Here is a 21,104-nt window from a genome sequence, read left to right as displayed (position 1 = left end):
TATTAGCATTAAAAAAGGAAGCCATGACTTCCTTTTTTAATGAATTTTTGGGCGATAAAATAGGTGTTAGCGTGTTTTTACTGCATTAGCGAGTAGCTCAAGAATTTCTTCACTAACGGTTAAATCAACACAGGCATCGGTAATGCTTTGTCCATAAGTTAGCGGTGTATCTGCTTTTACAGCTTGATTTCCTGGCACTATAAAGCTTTCAATCATAACGCCAAAAATGCTCTTTTCACCATGAGTGATTTGCTCAGCTAAAGAGCGAGCAACATCAATTTGTTTGTTGTGATCTTTGTAGCTATTACCGTGGCTACAATCAATCATAATACTTTGCGACAACGAGGCTTGTTCAAGCTTAGTGCAGGTATCTTTAATATCTTCAGCATGGTAATTAGGCACTTTACCGCCACGTAAAATAACATGCGAGTATGGATTACCATGAGTTTGATAAATACACATTTGACCGCTTTTATCAGGAGAATACAATACATGCGGTACGCTTGCCGCTTGAATAGCATCGAGTGCTATTTTAACGTTACCGTCAGTACCGTTTTTAAAGCCAACAGGACAAGATAACGCTGAGGCTAATTCACGATGAACTTGGCTTTCAGTCGTTCGAGCACCAATAGCGCCCCAACTGATCAAATCAGAAATATATTGACCGGTAACCATGTCTAAAAATTCAGTACCAGCAGGTAAGCCTAGCTCATTTATTTCAACCAATAAATTACGTGCTAACTTTAAGCCCTTAGCAACATGAAATGATTTATCTAAATCAGGATCACTAATTAACCCTTTCCAACCAACTGTTGTGCGTGGCTTTTCAAAGTAGACGCGCATAACAATCAATAATTCGTTTTTGTATTTGTCACGTAATACGGTTAACTTTTTAGCGTAGTCAATTGCTGCCGCGGTGTCGTGAATTGAACAAGGGCCAATAACAACCAATAAGCGCTTGTCTTCACCGCTGATCACCGCTTCAATTTCTTTACGGCTTTGCATAATAAAGTCAGCAGTGGCTGCACTTAATGGAATTTGCTCAGCAAGCTCAGCAGGCGAGGCTAAATTTTCAATTAGCGTAGTACGTAATTCATCAGTTTTAATGGTCATGTAGTTTAAATTTTTTAAATTGGTGCGTTTATATACGCTAAAAACAACGTATAAAGTATTTTATCGCGCTAACATAGCTAAATTCACTACTAATGTGAACCGTTTTACTGATAAAAAACCAATAAAAGTACCAGTGCTCCGATACTCCCTTGCTATTAGTTAGCACAAATTAGTATTTATATCGTTGTAAACCTGTTTGACTAAGCACTTTGGCGGCAATTTCTTCAACCGATAGTTTGGTGGTATTGATAAAAGGAATTTTCTCTTGTTTATAAAGCTTTTCAACTTCTCGTACTTCCATACGACACTGTCTTGCTGATGCATATTGGCTATGCGCCAGTCTACCTTCTCGGATGTCAATTAACCGCTGTGGGTCGATGGTTAAACCAAAGAGCTTTTTTTTATGTTCTTTTAAAAAAGCAGGTAAAGATAAGTTTTCCATATCATCATCAGTAAAAGGGTAGTTAGCTACTTTTACTCCGTATTGCATTGCCAAATAAAGTGAGCTTGGGGTTTTTCCAGATCGTGAAACACCAATTAAAATAACATCGGCCTGTTCAAAATTGGTAATACTGCTGCCATCATCATTTGCCAGCGCGTAATTAACCGCATCAATTCGGTTATCGTAGCTATTCTTATTAATACTGTGTGTGCGGTGTGCTTTGGGACAAGCTGTTATTTGTAACTCTTGCTCGAGTGGTTTTACAAAGTGTTCTAAAAAGTTATAAATAACGCCATCGCAACTATCAATAATTTCACGTACTTCAGGGTTAACAAAGGTATGAAACACTAATGCTGGCTCACCATTTTGGCTACAAACCTTATTAATAAGCGCTTTAGTGGCTTGTGCTTTTTCAACTGTTTCAACAAACGAAATAGTGCGATGTTGAAATTGCATTGGAAATAACGAGAGTAAAGCATGACCAAAAACTTCTGAAGTAATGGCTGTACCATCAGAAATATAAAAAACGGTGCGCATTATTTAACCCTTAAAGTATGGTGAGCTTGTATTTATGTTCTATTCTTAACATGCGTTTACTCACAAAAAACCGTATAGCATTAATGATAGCAATATCGTCAAAAAATGGAGATTTATTATGCAAGAGAATATTCGTTGGTATAGAGACTTAGGCATGAATGATGTGGAGTGTGTTGGCGGTAAAAATGCTTCGTTAGGTGAAATGATCTCAAACTTAAGCAGCGCCGGTGTACAAGTACCTGATGGCTTTGCAACGACAGCTTTTGCGTTTAATGAATTTTTAGAGCAAAGCGGCATTAATGAAAAAATATACCAATTGCTTGATGGCCTTGATGTTGACGATGTTAATGCGCTAAGCCAGTGCGGAAAAACCATTAGACAATGGATTATTGACACCCCTTTTTTACCTGCAATGCAGCATGATATTGAAGCGGCCTACGCCACCTTGGCTGATGGCTATGCTAGTGATGCCTCTTTTGCGGTTCGCTCATCGGCAACTGCAGAAGATATGCCAGATGCCTCTTTTGCAGGACAACAAGAAACTTTTTTAAATGTACGTGGTTTTGAGTCGGTAATGATTGCCATCAAGCATGTATTTTCGTCACTGTTTAATGATAGAGCTATTTCATACCGTGTTCACCAAGGCTATGATCACCGTGGTGTTGCTTTGTCGGCAGGTATTCAACGTATGGTACGCAGTGATATTGCCTGTGCGGGGGTTATGTTTACCTTAGACACTGAGTCGGGCTTTGATGATGTTGTTTTTATTACCTCTAGTTTAGGCTTAGGCGAAACCGTTGTGCAAGGCGCAGTAAACCCCGATGAATTTTATGTACATAAACCCACCTTAGCCAAAGGAAAGCCCGCTATAGTACGTCGCAATATTGGTAGCAAGGCAATTAAAATGGTGTTTACCGATTCACAAGTTCATGGTGAGCAAGTTGAAACATTAAATGTTAACCCAAATGAAGCTAATGCATTTTCCTTAACGGATGAAGAAGTCACTCAGTTGGCAATACAAGCGGTAACGATAGAAAAGCATTATCAGAGACCAATGGATATTGAATGGGCAAAAGATGGTGTCGATGGCAAGTTATATATAGTACAAGCTCGGCCTGAAACGGTAAAAAGTCGAGAAAATAGTAATGTAATGGAAGAGTTTCAACTCAACAGTAAAGAGCAGCTCACGGTGATTTGTGAAGGGCGCTCAATTGGTCACAAAATAGGGGCGGGCACAGCTAAGGTTTTATCGTCACTGGCTGAAATGGATAAAATACTACCAGGAGATGTTTTAGTCACAGATATGACTGACCCTGACTGGGAGCCTATTATGAAACGCGCCTCGGCCATTGTAACTAACAGAGGCGGGCGTACATGTCATGCTGCCATAATAGCTCGAGAAATGGGTATTCCTGCGGTGGTAGGATGCGGCAATGCAACAAGTTTAATTCAAACCAATGATGAAGTTACGGTATCGTGTGCTCAAGGAGATACTGGCTTTATTTATCAAGGTAACATTAGCTATGAAATAAATACTTCACAAATTGAGACAATGCCTGATATACCCGTAAAAATTATGATGAATGTTGGTAACCCCGATCGCGCCTTTGGGTTTGCTAAACTACCTCACCATGGGGTTGGTTTAGCGAGACTTGAATTTATTATTAATAAAATGATTGGTATTCACCCAAAGGCCTTACTTAATTTTGATGAGCAAGCGCCAGAATTACAAGCAGATATCAACGATATTATTGTTGGTTATAACAGCCCAGTAGAATTTTATATTGCAAAGTTAACAGAAGGTATTGCGACGTTAGCAGCCGCTTTTTATCCCGAAAAAGTCATAGTGCGAATGTCAGACTTCAAATCGAACGAATACGCTAATTTAGTGGGCGGAGAATATTATGAGCCTGAAGAAGAAAACCCTATGATAGGTTATCGTGGTGCCGCCCGTTATGTATCTCCAGACTTTAAAGACTGCTTTGCTTTAGAATGCCAAGCAATGAAACGTGTTAGAGATGAGATGGGTTTTACCAATGTAGAGGTGATGATTCCTTTTGTTAGAACGGTTGATGAGGGGGCGCAAGTTATCGCAATACTTGAACAAAATGGCTTGCAACGTGGCATAAATGGCTTGCGCGTAATTATGATGTGCGAGTTACCAAGTAACGCCTTACTCGCCGATGAATTTTTAAACTTGTTTGATGGCTTTTCTATCGGCTCAAATGATTTAACACAATTGACTTTAGGTTTAGATAGAGACTCAGGCCTAGTCGCCCACTTATTTGATGAACGAAACCCCGCGATTAAAGCTTTACTGTCAATGGCAATTAAAGCCTGTAAAGAACGAGGGAAATACGTGGGAATATGTGGACAAGGGCCCTCTGATCATGAAGACTTTGCAGCATGGCTATTAACGCAAGGCATAGAAAGTTTATCGCTAAATCCTGATACCGTGATCCCAACATGGCTTTACCTAGCTGGAAAAACAAAGCAATAGAAAATCTGTGATTAAATATAAGCGCTACAAGAGATAAATTGATTTAAGTTAAGCTCATTAGTCAACGCTATACGCTTACAATTGCTATGTTAAATGACTATTTTTACGATAATAATATTGATTCATATATCGATATTATTATCTTTTTTGATGAAGATTGAAGATTGAAGATTGAAGATTGAAGATTGAAGATTGAAGATTGAAGATTAGTAGTTGATAAATGCTATAGCAGATCTGATAACGGACTGCGGACACCATGACCGCCATGCTCAATAACATGGGTATAAATTTGCGTGGTGCGAATATCGGTATGCCCTAGTTGCTCTTGCACTGTTCTAATGTCTGCTCCGCGCTGTAATAAATGTGTTGCGAAAGAGTGTCTTAGTGTGTGGCAGGTGACATTTTTTTCAATACCTGCTTGTTTAGTTGCTATTTTTACCGCTTTACGCAGTACAGTTTCATTAATATGGTGTCGTCTTGTTAGTTCACTTTCAGGATCAATACTTAAGCGAGTAGAAGGGAACAAATAATGCCAACCAAGCTCTTGGCTTGCTTGTGGAAATTTTCGCGTTAACGCAAATGGCAGCCAAACTCCTCCGTAGTTATGTTTAGCACTATCAATCTCATAATAGCTTTTGGCTAAGGCTATTTGTTTTTTTAGCCCATCGTGTAACTCTTTAGCTAACGTAACTCTACGATGTTTACCGCCTTTACCATACCACACTTGTACAGCGTGATAATCAAAGTCGATATCGTTAATACGTAAGCGAACCGCCTCCATTAAACGTAAACCACTGCCATACATTAGTTTGCAAGGTAGCATGTATTTGTCACTTATGTTCTTTAATAAATTGGACACTTCATCGGGTGTTAAAACACAGGGCAGCTTCGGGCTTAAATGACTTTTATTGAAGTTTAACGATAATGTTAGCGGGGATTTAAGCACATGTTCGTACAGATAAACTAAGGCGTTAAGTGCTAACGATTGCGTACGGGGCGCGACATTTTTATTGTTGACCAAATATGATAAAAACATTTCAACTTCAGCATCATGGGTTTGGATAGGATGTTTCTTATGAGTAAAATTGATATAGGCTTTTATCCAGTAAATATAAGATTCAATAGTGCGCTTAGCATAACGTTGCATACGCATTTGCTCTATAACGATTGTTAAAAATGGCGATGACATTATGAACCCTAACTACTTACTGTTTTTATATACAGTTTAGTCGTGTTTTAATTTTACGCAAGAAATAGAGCAAAATGCACGCTTTCTACGCAACCTAATGATTATGCACTAAGGTGAGCTTAACTTATTGATTCGGTGTGATTACTCGTATAAAGTTGTGAACAATTAATTTTTACGGGGAAAGAGTGCAACTGGAAAAGGGCGCATTTTTCCTCCTAATAAACTGTTATGTGTACAGGGAGGTTTATGTTCATCAACACGTATAGTGAACCGCTAACTAAATGTGTTAGATGTGGCTTTAAAAGCCCCACAAAAGAGGGGAAGTGTCATTATTGCCACAATCTTTCAGATGCAGAAGTTACTTTAATGTTACATGAACATTCTCAAAACTTTAGCGGTAATAAAGTATTGCTTAAGCGTATTTACATCGTTTTAGTGATTATATTGCTGTGTGTGACGATATTTAACTTTATCAAGTAATGTACACATAACAAGTCATTCAAGTAGGACAAAAAACAGTTTGCTTTTGCTCCTTCGTCGCTTATTTTAGCAAACTATTTTTTGCCTCTTAATGAGGCGTTATGCGTCAGGTGCGAATTCGATTAAATTTATTTGCTAAGTTTGGCGGTTTACTAAAAATTATGTATTTGTTGCCTTTTCTTTAACTTGGTAACTTATGCGTAATAATTCTGTTTTAGCTTTCGGTTAAACAGTTTTTCGCCAAAATAGGGCGGTTATAAAAGTCACTGTCATTGAGTGGCTCAAAATTCACGGTTTTGTGGGTTGCACTGAGGTGTTTTTTACTTCGGATTTTGCTGCCACGAAATCTTATATAAGTTTTGCGGTTTGTGGTTATTGCTACCAGTCGCATAACAAGGTGCTTAAAAGGACTAAAACAGTTTGCTCGTTTTTTGCAAAGTAACGCAAAAAAGCCAGCCAACCATTTTAGCCTCTTAGCAAAGCGTTAGGCGAAAAGGAGTTTCGATGAAAAAGTTGTACATATTATTATTTCTTATAATTGTCATCCCTATTACGTGTTGGGCTGGGTTTAAGCCCATTAGAGTCATTGCGCCTGAATTCTCAGGTGTGAAGTGCCTAACTCAATTAATCTGTGTAGAGGATGAAACACAATTAGCTAAAGTAAAACAGCTATATTCCAAAGCTATGAAGCAGCTTGAAAATGACATAGATAATATCCAAAATAAGCCAAGAGTTGTATTTTGCTCAACAGAAGAGTGTTTTAACTATTTTGGTTTATATAAACAGAAAGCGGCCACTTTAGCTACATTTGGTATAGTTCTGAGTCCTAGAGCTTGGGAAAATGAGTATTTGGTTCATGAGCTAATACATCATTTGCAGCATGAAAGGCTTGGTTTGACGAAAGTGTGGTTTTCAACTCCAGATTGGTTCATGGAGGGCATGGCATATTCACTAAGCAAAGATCCTAGAGCTGAATTAGCTGAACCTTGGCAGGGCTATCGTAATAAATTTGATACTTGGTATGCAACTATCAATAAAAGCGAAAAATGGTTGTCAGCTAAAAAATTGTAATTTCGCCTAACAAGCAGTTAAACAAGGACAAAAAACAGTTGGTTTTGCTCCTTCGTCGCTAATTTTAACCAACTATTTTTTGCCTGTTAACAGGGCGTTAGGCATACAAGGATAGTTCAGTGAAAAAATTAACTTTAGTATTTATATTCCTTATTTTATCTTTTTCAGCTTCTGCAAATGACAAGTTCACGGCAGATCAGTTAATCGAAAAAGCAAAGGCATTTGTATCAGCCAAAAATGCACGCCAACAACCAAATACAACCACTAAAGAAATAGACCATTATATATCGCTATTATCTGATGATTTCATCGATGAACATGTTAAATTCAAGTTTACGTATACTGATAAAACGAAACTCCGCTCAGATATGATTGGTAAACTAAAAGATGAAGTTATAAACAGTAATATTGAGATAAACGAAATTATGGTAGGGGCTAATGTTGTTTTTATAAAAATGACTGAAATGGGTAAAGTTAAGCCTGCGCATCTAGATAAAACCATTGAATATAGTAAAACTAATATCGTCTCACTAGAGTTTAACGAATCAGGTTTAGTAAAGCATATCCGCCGACACCACGGTTAATGTATGCCTAACAAGTCGTTAAAGCAGGACAAATAACAGTTGGCTTTTGCTCCTGCGTCGCTTATTTTAGCCAACATATTATTTGCCTCTTAACGAGGCGTTAGTTGCCCGCACTAATTCGAGTTAAATTATTTGTCGTTTAGTGCATAACATAAGCTTTTGCGCTTGGTTCAATTCTTTGGTTTGGCAATGGAAGTGCCTTTCAATCTTCACTTTCTTTTTGCCAATCAGTTTTCGCCTTGCATAGTTTAGTGATTTAAATTGCTTTGGCTTTTAAGGCTCAAAGTTCATGTTTAGGTGTTTATTGCGGAGGAGTTTATTAACTCTTTCTGCCATCCCGTAAACATGATAACTTGTTGTAAAGTTGGTACTTTTAACTACCAGCAACTAACAATTCACTCAAAAGGACAAAAAACAGTTGGCTTTTTGCTCCTTCGTCGCTAAGTTTAGCCAACAATTTTTTGCCTCTTAGTGGGGCGTTATGTGTTTGGGTGAGTTTAGTTTTAATTTGTGCATAAGGAATATAAATGAAAATTAATAATCTAGGAGTATTTCGTGATGAAAATGGAAATACGTACGAAATAATAGAAGAAATTTCACAGAAGGTTAGTAGACCTCTTAGTGGTAATACAACTATTCATGATGGAATGAAGGGGTATAGAGCCGCTTGCGGAATACCTGTAAATATCAACAATGGTGTTTACAGTACTTGGGATAATGTCGTATTAACACCTGTTGAATAAACACATAACAAGGTGCTTAAAAGGACTAAAACAGTTTGCTCGTTTTTTGCAAAGTAACGCAAAAAAGCCAGCCAACCATTTTAGCCTCTTAGCAAAGCGTTAGCAGTATAAATCATGTATCGATTATTAATTTTACCGTTGATCTTAATATCAACATTACTCTACGGACAAAATACTATGTTGTGGCCTTCGTTAAGTGACTATAAATATACAAGTGGTCGTCAAGCCACAGAAGATGATATTAATTTAGGTGCCGCAGTGTTTATGCTGCAAGTCGAAGGGAAAAATATTGGTAAACCAATCGATATTATAATACCTCAATATGCTATTCATATTGACCAAGAAACGGGTGAAAAGACAAAAGTCATAATTATTCAGGCTGAAGAAACTTACGACTCCCAAGTTATTGGGGCTATTAACATTCAAACAGACGAATTTATTGCGGCTTTAAAGTTTGAATTCGAGTTCTTAGGAAATAAAAAAACAAATGCTGAGTAGTACACTGCTAACAAGGCATTCAAACGGACTAAAAACAGTTGGCTGTTTTCACTCCGTTCAACATTATAGCCAACAATTTTTAGCCGCTTAATGTGGCGTTAGGCATACAAACAAGGATGGTGATAATTTGAGATTTATAACTCTTATTCTAATTTCTATTTTTTTGATCGGATGTTCCACAACAAAGGTATATTTATATAAACGATACTTATCCGATGATGATGTTCTTTTAATTACCCAAAAACTAGAAGAATTAAATTATAAAGTTGAAAATAACACTCTTGCCTTCCCTGATGAAATTCAAAATTCTACAATAATTTATTCACCTTTTATTGAAGGGAAAGATAATTTAGATAACTTCATAAGCTCAATTAATAAGCTTGGGTGGCCTGATGTGCATGTACAACCCCTTTTTAAGGGGGATCACTGGTATACAAAAAACAGCATTGGGTTATTTTTGATTTCTGAAGGGATGGGGCAAAGTGATAAAGTGCTCAGCCAAGACTTAGTAAATCAATATAGAAGTGAAAATTGTGATCTCTCTGCCAAACTTATACTTAACCGAGATAACACTTATCAAATAACCTACAAAAATGACCCTAATAATAAAACCAATCATAAAAGTGGTAAATGGGAGTTAACTGGTTCCCCATACATTCAATTAACCTCATTAAAAGGAGAATGGACTTTTTATTTTGAAATACATAAAAATATTATCACTGATCGAATAAGTAAGGTAGAGTTGCTAGAACTAAAACCATTAAACTCACATCATGTTTATCCTAATTGCAATTTTGTTTATGGGCTAAGAACATAACCGGTGAAAAGGTATGCCTAACAAGTCGCTCAACAGGACAAATAACAGTTGGTTTTTGCTCCTGCGTCGCTTATTTTAACCAACTATTTTTAGCCTCTTAATGAGGCGTTAGGTGTTTTTGGTTTTAGTATGTTTTTCGGTTTGGTGAAAGTAGCATTTAAACGGCGTATTAATATTTTTTACGGTGTTTATATTTCGCCAAGACTAGGTTAGGTTTGCTCACTAATAAGCGTTTTCAAAAGCAGGCTTCGCCTATGAAAAGCTATTAATTTCGGTTATGCCTTTGGTGTGTGGCTCAATAAATCGGTTAGGCGCACAGGCAACGGTAAACATAATTACGGTTGGGTGAATTAAACACCTAACAAGGCATTAAAGTCGGACTTGTAACAGTTTGCTCAGTTCCGCTTCGCTTCACATTTTAGCAAACTATTACAAGCCGCTTAATGTGGCGTTATGCGTCAGGTGCGAATTCGAGTAAATTTATTTGCTAAGTTTGGTGTTTTACTAAAAACTCTGTATTTGTTGCCTTTTCTTTACCTTGGTAACTTACGCGTAATAACGCTGTTTCAGCTTTTGGCTAAACAGTTTTTCGCCAAAATAGGGCGGTTATAAAAGTCATTGTAATTGAGTGGCTCAAAATTCACGGTTTTGTGGGCTGCACTGAGGTGTTTTTTACTTCGGCTTTTGCTGCCATGAAATCTTATATACGTTGTGCGGCTTGTGGTAATCATAACCAGTCGCATAACAAGGTGCTTAAAAGGACTAAAACAGTTTGCTCGTTTTTTGCAAAGTACCGCAAAAAAGCCAGCCAACCATTTTAGCCTCTTAGCAAAGCGTTAGGCATTTCTCTAATTCATAGTATGCATTTATTTTAATAGGATAAAAATGATAAAAACAATTGCAGGGATAGCTTTATTTGCACTCCCTTTTTCTTCTTTTGCAGAAATAACAGTAGTATCAGAAATTTTAATTGGTCAGTCTACATATGATATAAATTCAACATTAAGGACTGAAATACGAACAGAAGTTTCAGAAGAGAACTATTCCTCATCTTTAAATTCTGATTCATTTGGTTTTAGACTAGGTATAAAGTTTACTGATAACTTTTCATTTGAGCTGGCAAAACACGAACATGGAAAATCAGTTAACTATGTTACAGTTTATATTCCAACATCGATCCCAGCATCTCCAAATGGTGGTAGCTGTTGTTTAGGTCCAGACGAGGATAGCTCACGTGTGGCAATTGTACCTATTGATTTAGAGTCAATAAGACTTGGAATTAAAGGAGATATGGAATTATTTGAAAATACCTCTATCAATGCTCGCTTAGGTCTTGCCCGTTGGAAGTATGGTGAGTATACGCCACAGAAACTTAGTGATATAAGTGGGCACTCTAATAGTGGTGAGACTGGAAATGATATTTATTATTCTTTGGGGGCAGAGTATAAGTTTACTGAAAGTTTTTATATAGGAGTTGAGTATTCATTACTTAAAGTTTCAGTAAATAAAACCTATGATGATGAATACTCGGGCTCTTATAATAATAATATTAAAGATTTGTCCTTGGTTATTGGTTGGGCATTTTAAATGCCTAACAAGGATTTTCAAGTCGGACAAATTACAGTTGGCTTTTTGTTCGTGCCTCTCTTATTTTAGCCAACTGTAATTTACCGCTTAAAACGGCGTTAGCAGTACAATCAAAAGGTGCACAATATGCAAGATTTTTATTCATGGCTTTTAAAACAAGACACCCGTAATGATATTGTTTCGAATCTTGTTTCTGATATTAAACAAGACCCTAATCTTCCAAAAGGCAATCATGATATTGAATCACTACGTAAATATTTAGAATATAAAGGCGATCATGTAACAGAAGCTTTAGAAGAAGCATGGCTTGAATTTGGTGGTTAAAGTACTGCTAACAAGACCTTCAAACGGACAAAAAACAGTTGGCTTTTTGCTCGTGCCTCGCTTATTTTAGCCAACAATTTTTTGCCGCTTAATGTGGCGTTATATATACAAGGAAGTCTACTGTTGTCATCTGTTCAAATAGCACGATATATTGTAAGTTTTAGTTGGCTTTATCACGGGATATTCCCCAAGCTAATTCATATTGCGCCACTTGAAAAACTCATGACTTCAAGTTTAGGGTTTTCTGATGATGTTTCTGATTTCGTTACACAATCAGCTGGTGTTGGCGAAGTCATATTTGGTATTGTCTTGTTTATTTTCTATCGTTCTAAATACGTACTAATTCTAAATGTAATAGGGCTAATTTCTTTATTATTATTTGTAGCAGCGTTACAACCTCAATTGTTAATCGAGGCGTTCAATCCTGTAACAACTAATATTCCTTTAATTGGTTTAAGCCTTGTTTTACTTAATAATTTAAAGAAATCTAGTCAGGTGTAATGTATATATAACAAGTCGTTAAAGTAGGACAAAAAACAGTTGGCTTTTGCTCCTTCGTCGCTAATTTTAGCCAACAATTTTTTGCCTCTTAACGAGGCGTTATGCGTCAGGTGCGAATTCGATTAAATTTATTTGCTAAGTTTGGCGCTTTACCAATAGTTTTGTCGTTGTTGCCTTTTCTTTACCTTGGTAACTTACGTGCAAATAATTTTGTTTCAGCTTTTTACTAAGCAGTTTTTCGCCATCGTAGTTTGTTGGTAAAAGTCACTGTAATTCAGTGGCTCAAAATTCACGGTTTTGTGGGTTGCACTGAGGTGTTTTTTACTTCGGCTTTTGCTGCCTCGAAATCTTATATACGTTGTGCGGATTTTGGTTATTGCTACCAGTCGCATAACAAGGTGCTTAAAAGGACTAAAACAGTTTGCTCGTTTTTTGCAAAGTAACGCAAAAAAATAGCCAACCATTTTAGCCTCTTAGCAAAGCGTTAGGTGTTTCTCTAGTATCGTGAATGTTGCAAGGTATTTATCAATCCCAATACTTTTTAGCTTATTAGTGTGTAGCTATGTCTTTTTTACTAGTAAGCATAATCAAGCAAATTTCATTTACCTGTTTGGGTTTAGTGTTTTATTTTACGGTGCCCCATTTTTCTTAGTAGCATTTATCACACGCCTATTAAAAGCATCAAATCATATAATTCACTCTGCCTTTTTAGGAGTTTCCTTTTCTTTAATCATTGTTGCTAGTTTATGGCTTTTACCGCAAGCTCCTTCGGGCCTACCTATCCAATGGATGGTCTATTGGCCTTTATCTGCAATATTTGGTTTGGCTGGCATTTGTGTTAACCTGCTAATTAATAGGTATAAAAACACCTAACAAGGCAATAAAGTCGGACTTGTAACAGTTTGCTCGGTTCCGCTTCGCTTCACATTTTAGCAAACTATTACAAGCCGCTTATTGTGGCGTTATATTTTTATCGGATAGTTGATGCCTATATCACTTAAATTTACTTTAACTTGGTTACTAAGTTTTCTTCTTACTTCTTTATGTGTTGTTACCCTGAGAACTAACTTGTTAGATGTAGGTTGTGATCCAAAGTTTAAATGCCTTTGCTCGTTAAGCTGTTTAATTACCCCAATAATAATTTGTACATTAATTTGGGGTATATCATTTTTATTAGTTTATTGGTTATTTGCTAAAGGTAAATTTAAGCAAATCAATAAGAATCAAATAGTAACATTATCTGTAATTGGTGCTTTATTTGGTTTGTTAGTTTTTGGCTATCCGTTGGCTACAATAATTGTTATTTATGGCGGCTATTACATTTTTTGGTTACCGTTAAGTATCATTCTCAGTGTTATAGCAATTCAGTTGTCAAAAAAATATAACAAGTCGTTAAAGCAGGACAAATAACAGTTGGCTTTTGCTCCTGCGTCGCTTATTTTAGCCAACATATTATTTGCCTCTTAACGAGGCGTTATATAGCACGGAGGCGTCATGCGTAAGATTCTACTATTTATATCAATTTACCCTTTTATCTTTGCTTATGCAGACAAAGTTTATAAATGTGATTTCATGAAAAAAGCTGATGAAATCTTATTATCAGATCCAGTTGAAGATGCTAAATTATATAAGCATACAGGACCACAGAGGTTCTTAGCTGTTTCAAATGGAAGAACCCCAACAGTATCAGTAAAAGGTTTTACTAGTGATAATGAGTTGTCGTGCGTCTATAAACAATACGAATTTAATTATATCGAAGCTGGTTATGACGTAATTCGTTGCGATGGACAAGCAAGCAAAGGCGAATTATTGGTTGATTATGCGGCTAAATATAATAAACAGCTTGTAACGCAATACAAAAAAATGGGCTTGTATCAATGTGCTATATAACAAGGTGCTTAAAAGGACTAAAACAGTTTGCTCGTTTTTTGCAAAGTACCGCAAAAAAGCCAGCCAACCATTTTAGCCTCTTAGCAAAGCGTTATGCGTCAGATGCGAATTCGAATAAATTTATTTGTTAGGTTTGGCATTTTATAAATACTATTGTGCTTGTTGCCATTTCTTTGTTTTGGTAACTTACGTGCAAATAATTCTGTTTTAGCTTTTGGTTAAACAGTTTTTCGCCATCGTAGTTTGTTGGTAAAAGTCACGTTTATTCAGTGGCTCAAAATTCACGGTTTTGTGTATCGCACTGAGGTGTTTTTTACTTCGGCTTTTGCGGCCATGAAATCTTATATAAGTTGTGCGGTTTGTGGTTATTGCTACCAGTCGCATAACAAGGTGCTTAAAAGGACTAAAACAGTTTGCTCGTTTTTTGCAAAGCAACGCAAAAAAGCCAGCCAACTATTTTAGCCTCTTAGCAAAGCGTTATGTTTTTAATTGGGCTTCGAATGGAATCTAAATCTACAGAAGATGTAAAAGAACCTATTTTCCATCTTCCTAAAAATATTTTTGTTAAAAAAAGTAATGTCTGGCCAACGAGAGTCGCTTTCTATATGTTTGGTTTTTATTTTCTTTATTGTTGTTACACAGGATATTCCAGCGGTTATATATCTTTTAGTCGTTATTCATATTCTTATTCAGAAGATGCATTTGGTTTTTTCTTATTAGTGTTTGGGTATTTATTAATGGCTATTAGCGTTTTTTGGCAGTCGCTTAAGGTTAAAGCCAAAACATAACAAGGTGCTTAAAAGGACTAAAACAGTTTGCTCGTTTTTTGCAAAGAACCGCAAAAAAGCCAGCCAACCATTTTAGCCTCTTAGCAAAACGTTATATGCAAAAAGGATTTTTGTGAGTAATTCTAAATTTATAGGTACAAATATTTTTCTAATTACGCTTTCAATAGTTGTGACTTTCTCTTACCTACAAAATTTCGCCGACACAATTGCTTCGAGCACAGGTTACTTCTTTGCTGCCGCCTGTGTACCCGTGTTTTTATCTCTAACGCTTTCCTGCGTTATTTTCATCTATTCACGTAATAAACTAAGTACACCAAAAAAGTATATATTGTTTGCGGTTCCTGCATTTGCAATTATTAGCTTTCTCTTACTGGCTTATGTGGTTTTACAAAACGGTCCACATTGATGTAATTTGCATATAACAAGTCACTCAAAAGGACAAATAACAGTTGGTTTTTGCTCCTTCGTCGCTTATTTTAACCAACTATTATTTGCCTCTTAGTGAGGCGTTATGCGTCAGATGCGAATTCGATTAAATTTATTTGCTAAGTTTGGCGCTTTACCAATATTTTTGTCGTTGTTGCATTTTCTTTAACTTGGTAACTTATGCGTAATAATTCTGTTTCAGCTTTTGGTTAAACAGTTTTTCGCCAAAATAGGGCGGTTATAAAAGTCACTGTAATTCAGTGGCTCAAAATTCACGGCTTTGTGGGTTGCACTGAGGTGTTTTGTACTTCTGCTTTTGCCGCCACGAAATCTTATATAAATTGTGCGGCTTGTGGTTATTGCTACCAGTCGCATAACAAGGTGCTTAAAAGGACTAAAACAGTTTGCTCGTTTTTTGCAAAGAACCGCAAAAAAGCCAGCCAACCATTTTAGCCTCTTAGCAAAACGTCAGGTTTAAACCATACATCGGAGTTCTGTTTTAATTATGGAAGCAGTAAAAGAAAAAAATATCGAAGTAGATTCAGTTAACGAAAATAAAGTAAAGAATGAAACTCTCACTACAGAGCTTCACTTTGAACTACTAAAACAATATGCATGGCTTTCATCTGCCGTAATTGGTGCAATTATTATACTTGTACAATTAAAGGCTGTTGAAATGGGGAATGATGTTTATATTACCTTGGGGCTTTTAGGTTTTTCTATATTCTTTTCAATTATTGGGCAAGACCATATTGTTGACTCATTACTCAAAGGTAAAGATATATACAAAATATCTAAAACTTTAAAATTAATTAGAGGGGTTTCAATGGGATGTTTAGGTATAGGGGCTGGCTATTTTTCAGCTACCGTATTTTAAACCTAACAAGGCATTCAAACGGACAAAAAACAGTTGGCTATTTTCACTCCGTTCAACATTTTAGCCAACAATTTTTTGCCGCTTAATGTGGCGTTATGCGTCAGATGCGAATTCGAGTAAATTTATTTGCTAAGTTTGGCGCTTTACCAATAGTTTTGTCTTTGTTGCCATTTCTTTGTTTTGGTAACTTATGTGCAAAATAATTCTGTTCTAGCTTTTGGTTAAACAGTTTTTCGCCAACGTAGTTTGTTGGTAAAAGTCACGGTAATTGAGTGGCTCAAAATTCATGGTTTTGTGAGTTGCACTGAGGTGTTTTTTACTTCGGCTTTTGCTGCCACTAAATCTTATATAAGTTGTGCGGTTTGTGGTTATTGCTACCAGTCGCATAACAAGGTGCTTAAAAGGACTAAAACAGTTTGCTCGTTTTTTGCAAAGTACCGCAAAAAAGCCAGCCAACCATTTTAGCCTCTTAGCAAAGCGTTATATTTTTATGAAAATCTTTGTAATTGATAAATGTGGTTGGGTTAATGTATATAAAAGTGAAATCAGTGTTGAAGAGTCACTTGAACCTATTGATATTAAAAACAATGAGTACCAAATTATCAATTCCAATGGGTTTATGTATAAATTGAAACCTAGCTTAGATACTTACAGTGAGTTTAAATTATTGTGTACGGAGAAACGAAATATGCAATTACTGGTTAAATTAAACTCTAATCAAAGTCTTGAGCAATTCAAAATATAACAAGAAAATTAAGCAGGACTAAATACAGCGGGCTGTTCGCTCCGCTCCATTTTAGCCCACTATATTTAGCCTCTTATTTAGGCGTTATGCGTCAGATGCGAATTCGATTAAATTTATTTGCTAAGTTTGGTGTTTTACTAAAAATTCTGTATTTGTTGCCTTTTCTTTACCTTGGTAACTTACGCGTAATAACGCTGTTTCAGCTTTTGGTTAAACAGTTTTTCGCCAAAATAGGGTGGTTATAAAAGTCACTGTCATTGAGTGGCTCAAAATTCACGGTTTTGTGGGTTGCACTGAGTTTTTTTTACTTCGGCTTTTGCTGCCACGAAATCTTATATAAGTTGTGCGGTTTGTGGTTATTGCTACCAGTCGCATAACAAGGTGCTTAAAAGGACTAAAACAGTTTGCTCGTTTTTTGCAAAGTAACGCAAAAAAGCCAGCCAACTATTTTAGCCTCTTAGCAAAGCGTTATGCGTCAGATGCGAATTCGAGTAAATTTATTTGTTAGGCTTGGTGCTTTACCAATAGTTTTGTCGTTGTTGCCTTTTCTTTTACTTGGTAACTTACGCGCAATAATTCTGTTTTAGCTTTTTGCTAAACAGTTTTTCGCCAACGTAACTTTGGCGATAAAAGTCACTGTAATTCAGTGGCTCAAAATTCACGATTTTGTGGGTTGCACTGAGGTGTTTTTTACTTCGGCTTTTGCTGCCACGAAATCTTATATAAGTTGTGCAGTTTGTGGTTATTGCTACCAGTCGCATAACAAGGTGCTTAAAAGGACTAAAACAGTTTGCTCGTTTTTTGCAAAGTAACGCAAAAAATCCAGCCAACCATTTTAGCCTCTTAGCAAGGCGTTAGGTAACACGGTAAAGTCTGAGTATGATTGAAACTTTAAAGATAAAATTACTTGATGGTATGCACGCTCATAATGAATGGGAATGTGCTTTAGAAATCCCGATTGACCATAGCTTAGATGAATTACATCAGGCAATTTTGTGTGCTGTAGGTTTTGATAATGACCACATGTATGAGTTCTGTATTGCTAGCTCTTATTATTCTAGAAGTGCGCAGCGCATATCATGTGATGATAACAAAGTAACTCAAGAAACAATTGAAACTATATTCTCAAAAGCAAAAGGCAAAAAGCTTTTTTATATGTTTGATTATGGCGATAGCTGGTTGTTTCAAATAAATAAAAGTCGCAAAAAGTGTTTTAGTGAAAATCCTGATACATTTTATCCTAGAGTGGTACTCGAAAGCGGTGTTAAACCAGAGCAGTACCCTGGGTGGGATGAGTAGTGTTACCTAACAAGAAATTAAACAAGGACAAAAAACAGTTGGCTTTTGCTCCTTCGTCGCTATTTTAGCCAACAATTTTTTGCCTGTTAATTGGGCGTTATGCGTACAAGGAGTTCAGCGATGTCTGATAGATGGGCAAGATTTGATACTGAAAGTAACGCTATGGACAGCTTAGAGAAAACAGCTCAATTCCTTCGTACGGTTAAAGATAATCCAGAAGACTGGAAATGGGTTATAGTTAGTTCTTTTTCTTCCCTTTATGGTTTTGCTATTCAAGTTGCAAAAGGCAGTGATGATCGTAGTGTTATCCAAGTTACAAAAAAAGGGCATGAAAGATTAATTACTTTTGGAGACGCCCTAAAAAAGTGTAAACAATCCTTAGGGGCAAGAGCCGCACTTGAAACTTCAAAAGATGAAGATGATTCAATTAATAAAATTCAAAATGAATTTAGAAACAAATTTGAGCATTTCAATCCTGGCTCTTGGAGTATTGAAATATCTGGCTTCCCTAGTCACATATTCAATATAGTTAATGTAATCGAGAGATTAGCTTTAGATATTAATTTCTATTCTCACTTAAGCATTAGTCAAAAAGATAATTTGAAGTATGTAATAGCTGAGTGTAAATTTATAACTTCTCAGCTAGGTAAAATGTACGCATAACAAGGCATTTAAACGGAAAATTTACAGTTCGCTGTTTTTCGTTCCTCAAACATTTTAGCCAACTATAATTTTCCGCTTAATGCGGCGTTAGGTGTCAGTAATTAGTCAGCGTATATTTATTTGAACTCTTCTGTAATAAATATCATTAATTGAAGACTATTCTTTTAAGTAACACTATTTATCACGTCAACAGATCATTCAAGTCTTCAAAAGGAATTAGAATTATGGAAAAATCAAAAAACAAATATACAGCCACAAGTTTAATGTTAACTACTATTGGTACTTTATTGATATCTCAAAAACCACCGTTCTATTTAGATATAGTTATTTTATGTGTAGCTTTGGCTTTCGGCGTAATCGGATACAATAAGGGAGAGAAGTGTCAAAACACCTAACAAGAAATTAAACAAGGACAAAAAACAGTTGGCTTTTGCTCCTTCGTCGCTAATTTTAGCCAACAATTTTTTGCCTCTTAGTGGGGCGTTATATAGCACGGAGGCGTCATGCGTAAGATTCTACTATTTATATCAATTTACCCTTTTATCTTTGCTTATGCAGACAAAGTTGATAAATGTGATTTCATGAAAAAAGCTGATGAAATATTATTATCAGATCCAGTTGAAGATGCTAAATTATATAAGCATACAGGACCACAGAGGTTCTTAGCTGTTTCAAATGGAAGAACCCCAACAGTATCAGTAAAAGGTTTTACTAGTGATAATGAGTTGTCGTGCGTCTATAAACAATACGAATTTAATTATATCGAAGCTGGTTATGACGTAATTCGTTGCGATGGACAAGCAAGCAAAGGCGAATTATTGGTTGATTATGCGGCTAAATATAATAAACAGCTTGTAACGCAATACAAAAAAATGGGCTTGTATCAATGTGCTATATAACAAGGTGCTTAAAAGGACTAAAACAGTTTGCTCGTTTTTTGCAAAGCAACGCAAAAAAGCCAGCCAATCATTTTAGCCTCTTAGCAAAACGTTATAAGGCAATGCATATTTGGAGTTTCAAATGTCGAATATAGGATCAGTTCAGTACTCTAAAGGCAATAAAGTTGGTGAATTAAAAGCTGTCTGGATTCATTCCGATTATGGCAATGGAACTGGTTCGGCGACTGGAAGTCAAAGTGCAACGTTTGAAGGTAAATATGAAATTGAATATTTTGATTGTAATGGTTTATCTTTAACGGTTCTTAATTTAGAAATTATTAAGAATGCCCAACGCTACGATTTATCGTGGAGTAAAAATGGTGTAGTTACCAGTATTGGAATTGGAGTAGTAAACTCTGGTGTATTATCAGCAGGCTACTACGACGTGTAAAGCCTTATAACAAGCCATTCAAGAGGGAAAATTTACAGTTGGCTGTTTTCACTCCGTTCAACATTTTAGCCAACAATAAATTTCCCCTTAATGGGGCGTTAGCTCAAGGAGGAAATATGAGAACCACACTATTTTTTTTAGCATTATTTTATACAGCCTTTTCACTCGGTAACCAAATAGAAATACCAAATACGAATATAACTTTTACACCGCCAAAAGAATTCCAATTCTTTTCTAAAGAAGTTATAGAGGCTAAATGGCCTATAAGAAGGGCTCCGCAATGGGTTTTAGGAAGTGAATCAACTGCAACTAGCATTGCTTATGGAGTTAGACCAAATGATATTTCCGCGGTACCTTTGGTGCAGCTAATGGAGCACTTGAAGCAGTCTGTAAATAGAATGGTACCGGGAGCCAAATTCATAAAAACAGAAATAGCTCAAATAAATGGCAAAGATTGGATTTATCTAGAGCTAACTTCGAATGCAATTAATGCAGATATTCACAACATTATGTTGGCGACAAGTTACCAGAAACAGATGGTGCTACTAAATTTCAACTCGACTAAGGATGAATTTCCTTTATATGAGAGTGCTTTGAGAGCAAGTATTCAGAGCATTTCTTTTGGAAATTGAGCTAACAAGCCATTCAAGCAGGACAAAAAACAGTTGGTTTTTGCTCGTGCCTCGCTATTTTAACCAACT

22 protein-coding genes are annotated in these 21,104 nt (G+C 36.2%); 19 read left to right on the top strand and 3 right to left on the bottom strand.

Annotated elements, in window-relative coordinates:
* Window positions 1–66 precede the first annotated feature (66 nt).
* Together ABD005_RS12065 and ppsR are read right to left on the bottom strand one after the other, a co-directional pair.
* Entirely contained in the window at window positions 67–1,113 is a 1,047-nt protein-coding gene (locus ABD005_RS12065; RefSeq protein ID WP_343817699.1) for a 3-deoxy-7-phosphoheptulonate synthase, read from the bottom strand.
* A gap of 169 nt (window positions 1,114–1,282) precedes the next feature.
* Window positions 1,283–2,092, bottom strand: a complete 810-nt coding sequence (gene ppsR, locus ABD005_RS12060) for a posphoenolpyruvate synthetase regulatory kinase/phosphorylase PpsR (protein ID WP_343817697.1) — start codon at window positions 2,090–2,092, stop codon at window positions 1,283–1,285.
* Window positions 2,093–2,210: 118 nt separating this feature from the next.
* On the opposite strand from ppsR, the gene ppsA reads away from it, so the two are divergent.
* Window positions 2,211–4,592 carry a phosphoenolpyruvate synthase gene (ppsA, locus tag ABD005_RS12055; protein WP_343817696.1) on the top strand — a complete coding sequence of 794 codons (2,382 nt, stop codon included), beginning with the start codon at window positions 2,211–2,213 and terminating at the stop codon, window positions 4,590–4,592.
* A 223-nt stretch (window positions 4,593–4,815) separates the two neighbouring features.
* Here the strand turns inward: ppsA and ABD005_RS12050 are convergent, their stop codons facing one another.
* Window positions 4,816–5,781 (bottom strand): integron integrase, encoded by a 966-nt coding sequence (locus tag ABD005_RS12050; protein WP_343817694.1) that lies wholly within the window; start codon window positions 5,779–5,781, stop codon window positions 4,816–4,818.
* A gap of 984 nt (window positions 5,782–6,765) precedes the next feature.
* Here ABD005_RS12050 and ABD005_RS12045 point away from each other — a divergent pair.
* From ABD005_RS12045 to ABD005_RS11960, 18 genes are all read left to right on the top strand, one after another.
* Window positions 6,766–7,332 (top strand): hypothetical protein, encoded by a 567-nt coding sequence (locus ABD005_RS12045; protein WP_343817692.1) that lies wholly within the window; start codon window positions 6,766–6,768, stop codon window positions 7,330–7,332.
* A 119-nt stretch (window positions 7,333–7,451) separates the two neighbouring features.
* Complete coding sequence (locus ABD005_RS12040) at window positions 7,452–7,916, top strand: hypothetical protein (RefSeq protein ID WP_055011609.1); 465 nt, start codon at window positions 7,452–7,454, stop codon at window positions 7,914–7,916.
* 527 nt (window positions 7,917–8,443) lie between these two features.
* On the top strand, window positions 8,444–8,659 hold the full coding sequence (locus ABD005_RS12035; RefSeq protein WP_343817690.1) for a hypothetical protein: 216 nt from the start codon (window positions 8,444–8,446) through the stop codon (window positions 8,657–8,659).
* A gap of 114 nt (window positions 8,660–8,773) precedes the next feature.
* On the top strand, window positions 8,774–9,157 hold the full coding sequence (locus ABD005_RS12030; protein ID WP_343817688.1) for a hypothetical protein: 384 nt from the start codon (window positions 8,774–8,776) through the stop codon (window positions 9,155–9,157).
* A gap of 127 nt (window positions 9,158–9,284) precedes the next feature.
* Entirely contained in the window at window positions 9,285–9,974 is a 690-nt protein-coding gene (locus ABD005_RS12025; protein WP_343817686.1) for a DUF5004 domain-containing protein, read from the top strand.
* Between the two features lie 885 nt (window positions 9,975–10,859).
* Window positions 10,860–11,561 (top strand): outer membrane beta-barrel protein, encoded by a 702-nt coding sequence (locus ABD005_RS12020; RefSeq protein ID WP_343817684.1) that lies wholly within the window; start codon window positions 10,860–10,862, stop codon window positions 11,559–11,561.
* Window positions 11,562–11,687: 126 nt separating this feature from the next.
* On the top strand, window positions 11,688–11,885 hold the full coding sequence (locus ABD005_RS12015; protein ID WP_343817682.1) for a YozE family protein: 198 nt from the start codon (window positions 11,688–11,690) through the stop codon (window positions 11,883–11,885).
* A 123-nt stretch (window positions 11,886–12,008) separates the two neighbouring features.
* Complete coding sequence (locus tag ABD005_RS12010) at window positions 12,009–12,386, top strand: DoxX-like family protein (protein WP_343817680.1); 378 nt, start codon at window positions 12,009–12,011, stop codon at window positions 12,384–12,386.
* Window positions 12,387–13,958: 1,572 nt separating this feature from the next.
* On the top strand, window positions 13,959–14,276 hold the full coding sequence (locus ABD005_RS12005; protein WP_343817666.1) for a hypothetical protein: 318 nt from the start codon (window positions 13,959–13,961) through the stop codon (window positions 14,274–14,276).
* Between the two features lie 500 nt (window positions 14,277–14,776).
* Window positions 14,777–15,064 carry a hypothetical protein gene (locus ABD005_RS12000; RefSeq protein ID WP_343817679.1) on the top strand — a complete coding sequence of 96 codons (288 nt, stop codon included), beginning with the start codon at window positions 14,777–14,779 and terminating at the stop codon, window positions 15,062–15,064.
* A 931-nt stretch (window positions 15,065–15,995) separates the two neighbouring features.
* Entirely contained in the window at window positions 15,996–16,367 is a 372-nt protein-coding gene (locus ABD005_RS11995) for a hypothetical protein (protein WP_343817677.1), read from the top strand.
* A 490-nt stretch (window positions 16,368–16,857) separates the two neighbouring features.
* On the top strand, window positions 16,858–17,112 hold the full coding sequence (locus tag ABD005_RS11990; RefSeq protein ID WP_343817675.1) for a hypothetical protein: 255 nt from the start codon (window positions 16,858–16,860) through the stop codon (window positions 17,110–17,112).
* 879 nt (window positions 17,113–17,991) lie between these two features.
* Complete coding sequence (locus tag ABD005_RS11985; protein WP_343817673.1) at window positions 17,992–18,411, top strand: IS1096 element passenger TnpR family protein; 420 nt, start codon at window positions 17,992–17,994, stop codon at window positions 18,409–18,411.
* A gap of 120 nt (window positions 18,412–18,531) precedes the next feature.
* On the top strand, window positions 18,532–19,074 hold the full coding sequence (locus ABD005_RS11980) for a hypothetical protein (RefSeq protein ID WP_343817670.1): 543 nt from the start codon (window positions 18,532–18,534) through the stop codon (window positions 19,072–19,074).
* Window positions 19,075–19,298: 224 nt separating this feature from the next.
* Entirely contained in the window at window positions 19,299–19,469 is a 171-nt protein-coding gene (locus ABD005_RS11975; protein ID WP_343817668.1) for a hypothetical protein, read from the top strand.
* Window positions 19,470–19,655: 186 nt separating this feature from the next.
* A complete protein-coding gene (locus ABD005_RS11970) occupies window positions 19,656–19,973 on the top strand; it encodes a hypothetical protein (RefSeq protein ID WP_343817666.1) in 318 nt (105 codons plus the stop codon).
* A 121-nt stretch (window positions 19,974–20,094) separates the two neighbouring features.
* The gene (locus tag ABD005_RS11965; protein ID WP_215978906.1) at window positions 20,095–20,403 is read left to right on the top strand and encodes a hypothetical protein; all 309 of its coding nucleotides are present in this window, start codon (window positions 20,095–20,097) and stop codon (window positions 20,401–20,403) included.
* Between the two features lie 116 nt (window positions 20,404–20,519).
* On the top strand, window positions 20,520–21,035 hold the full coding sequence (locus ABD005_RS11960) for a hypothetical protein (protein ID WP_343817664.1): 516 nt from the start codon (window positions 20,520–20,522) through the stop codon (window positions 21,033–21,035).
* The last annotated feature ends 69 nt before the right edge of the window (window positions 21,036–21,104 follow it).

This window comes from Colwellia asteriadis (genome assembly GCF_039523295.1).
In the GTDB taxonomy this organism is placed as follows: Bacteria; Pseudomonadota; Gammaproteobacteria; order Enterobacterales; family Alteromonadaceae; genus Colwellia; species Colwellia asteriadis.
This window is presented reverse-complemented; position numbering and strand designations above follow the sequence as displayed.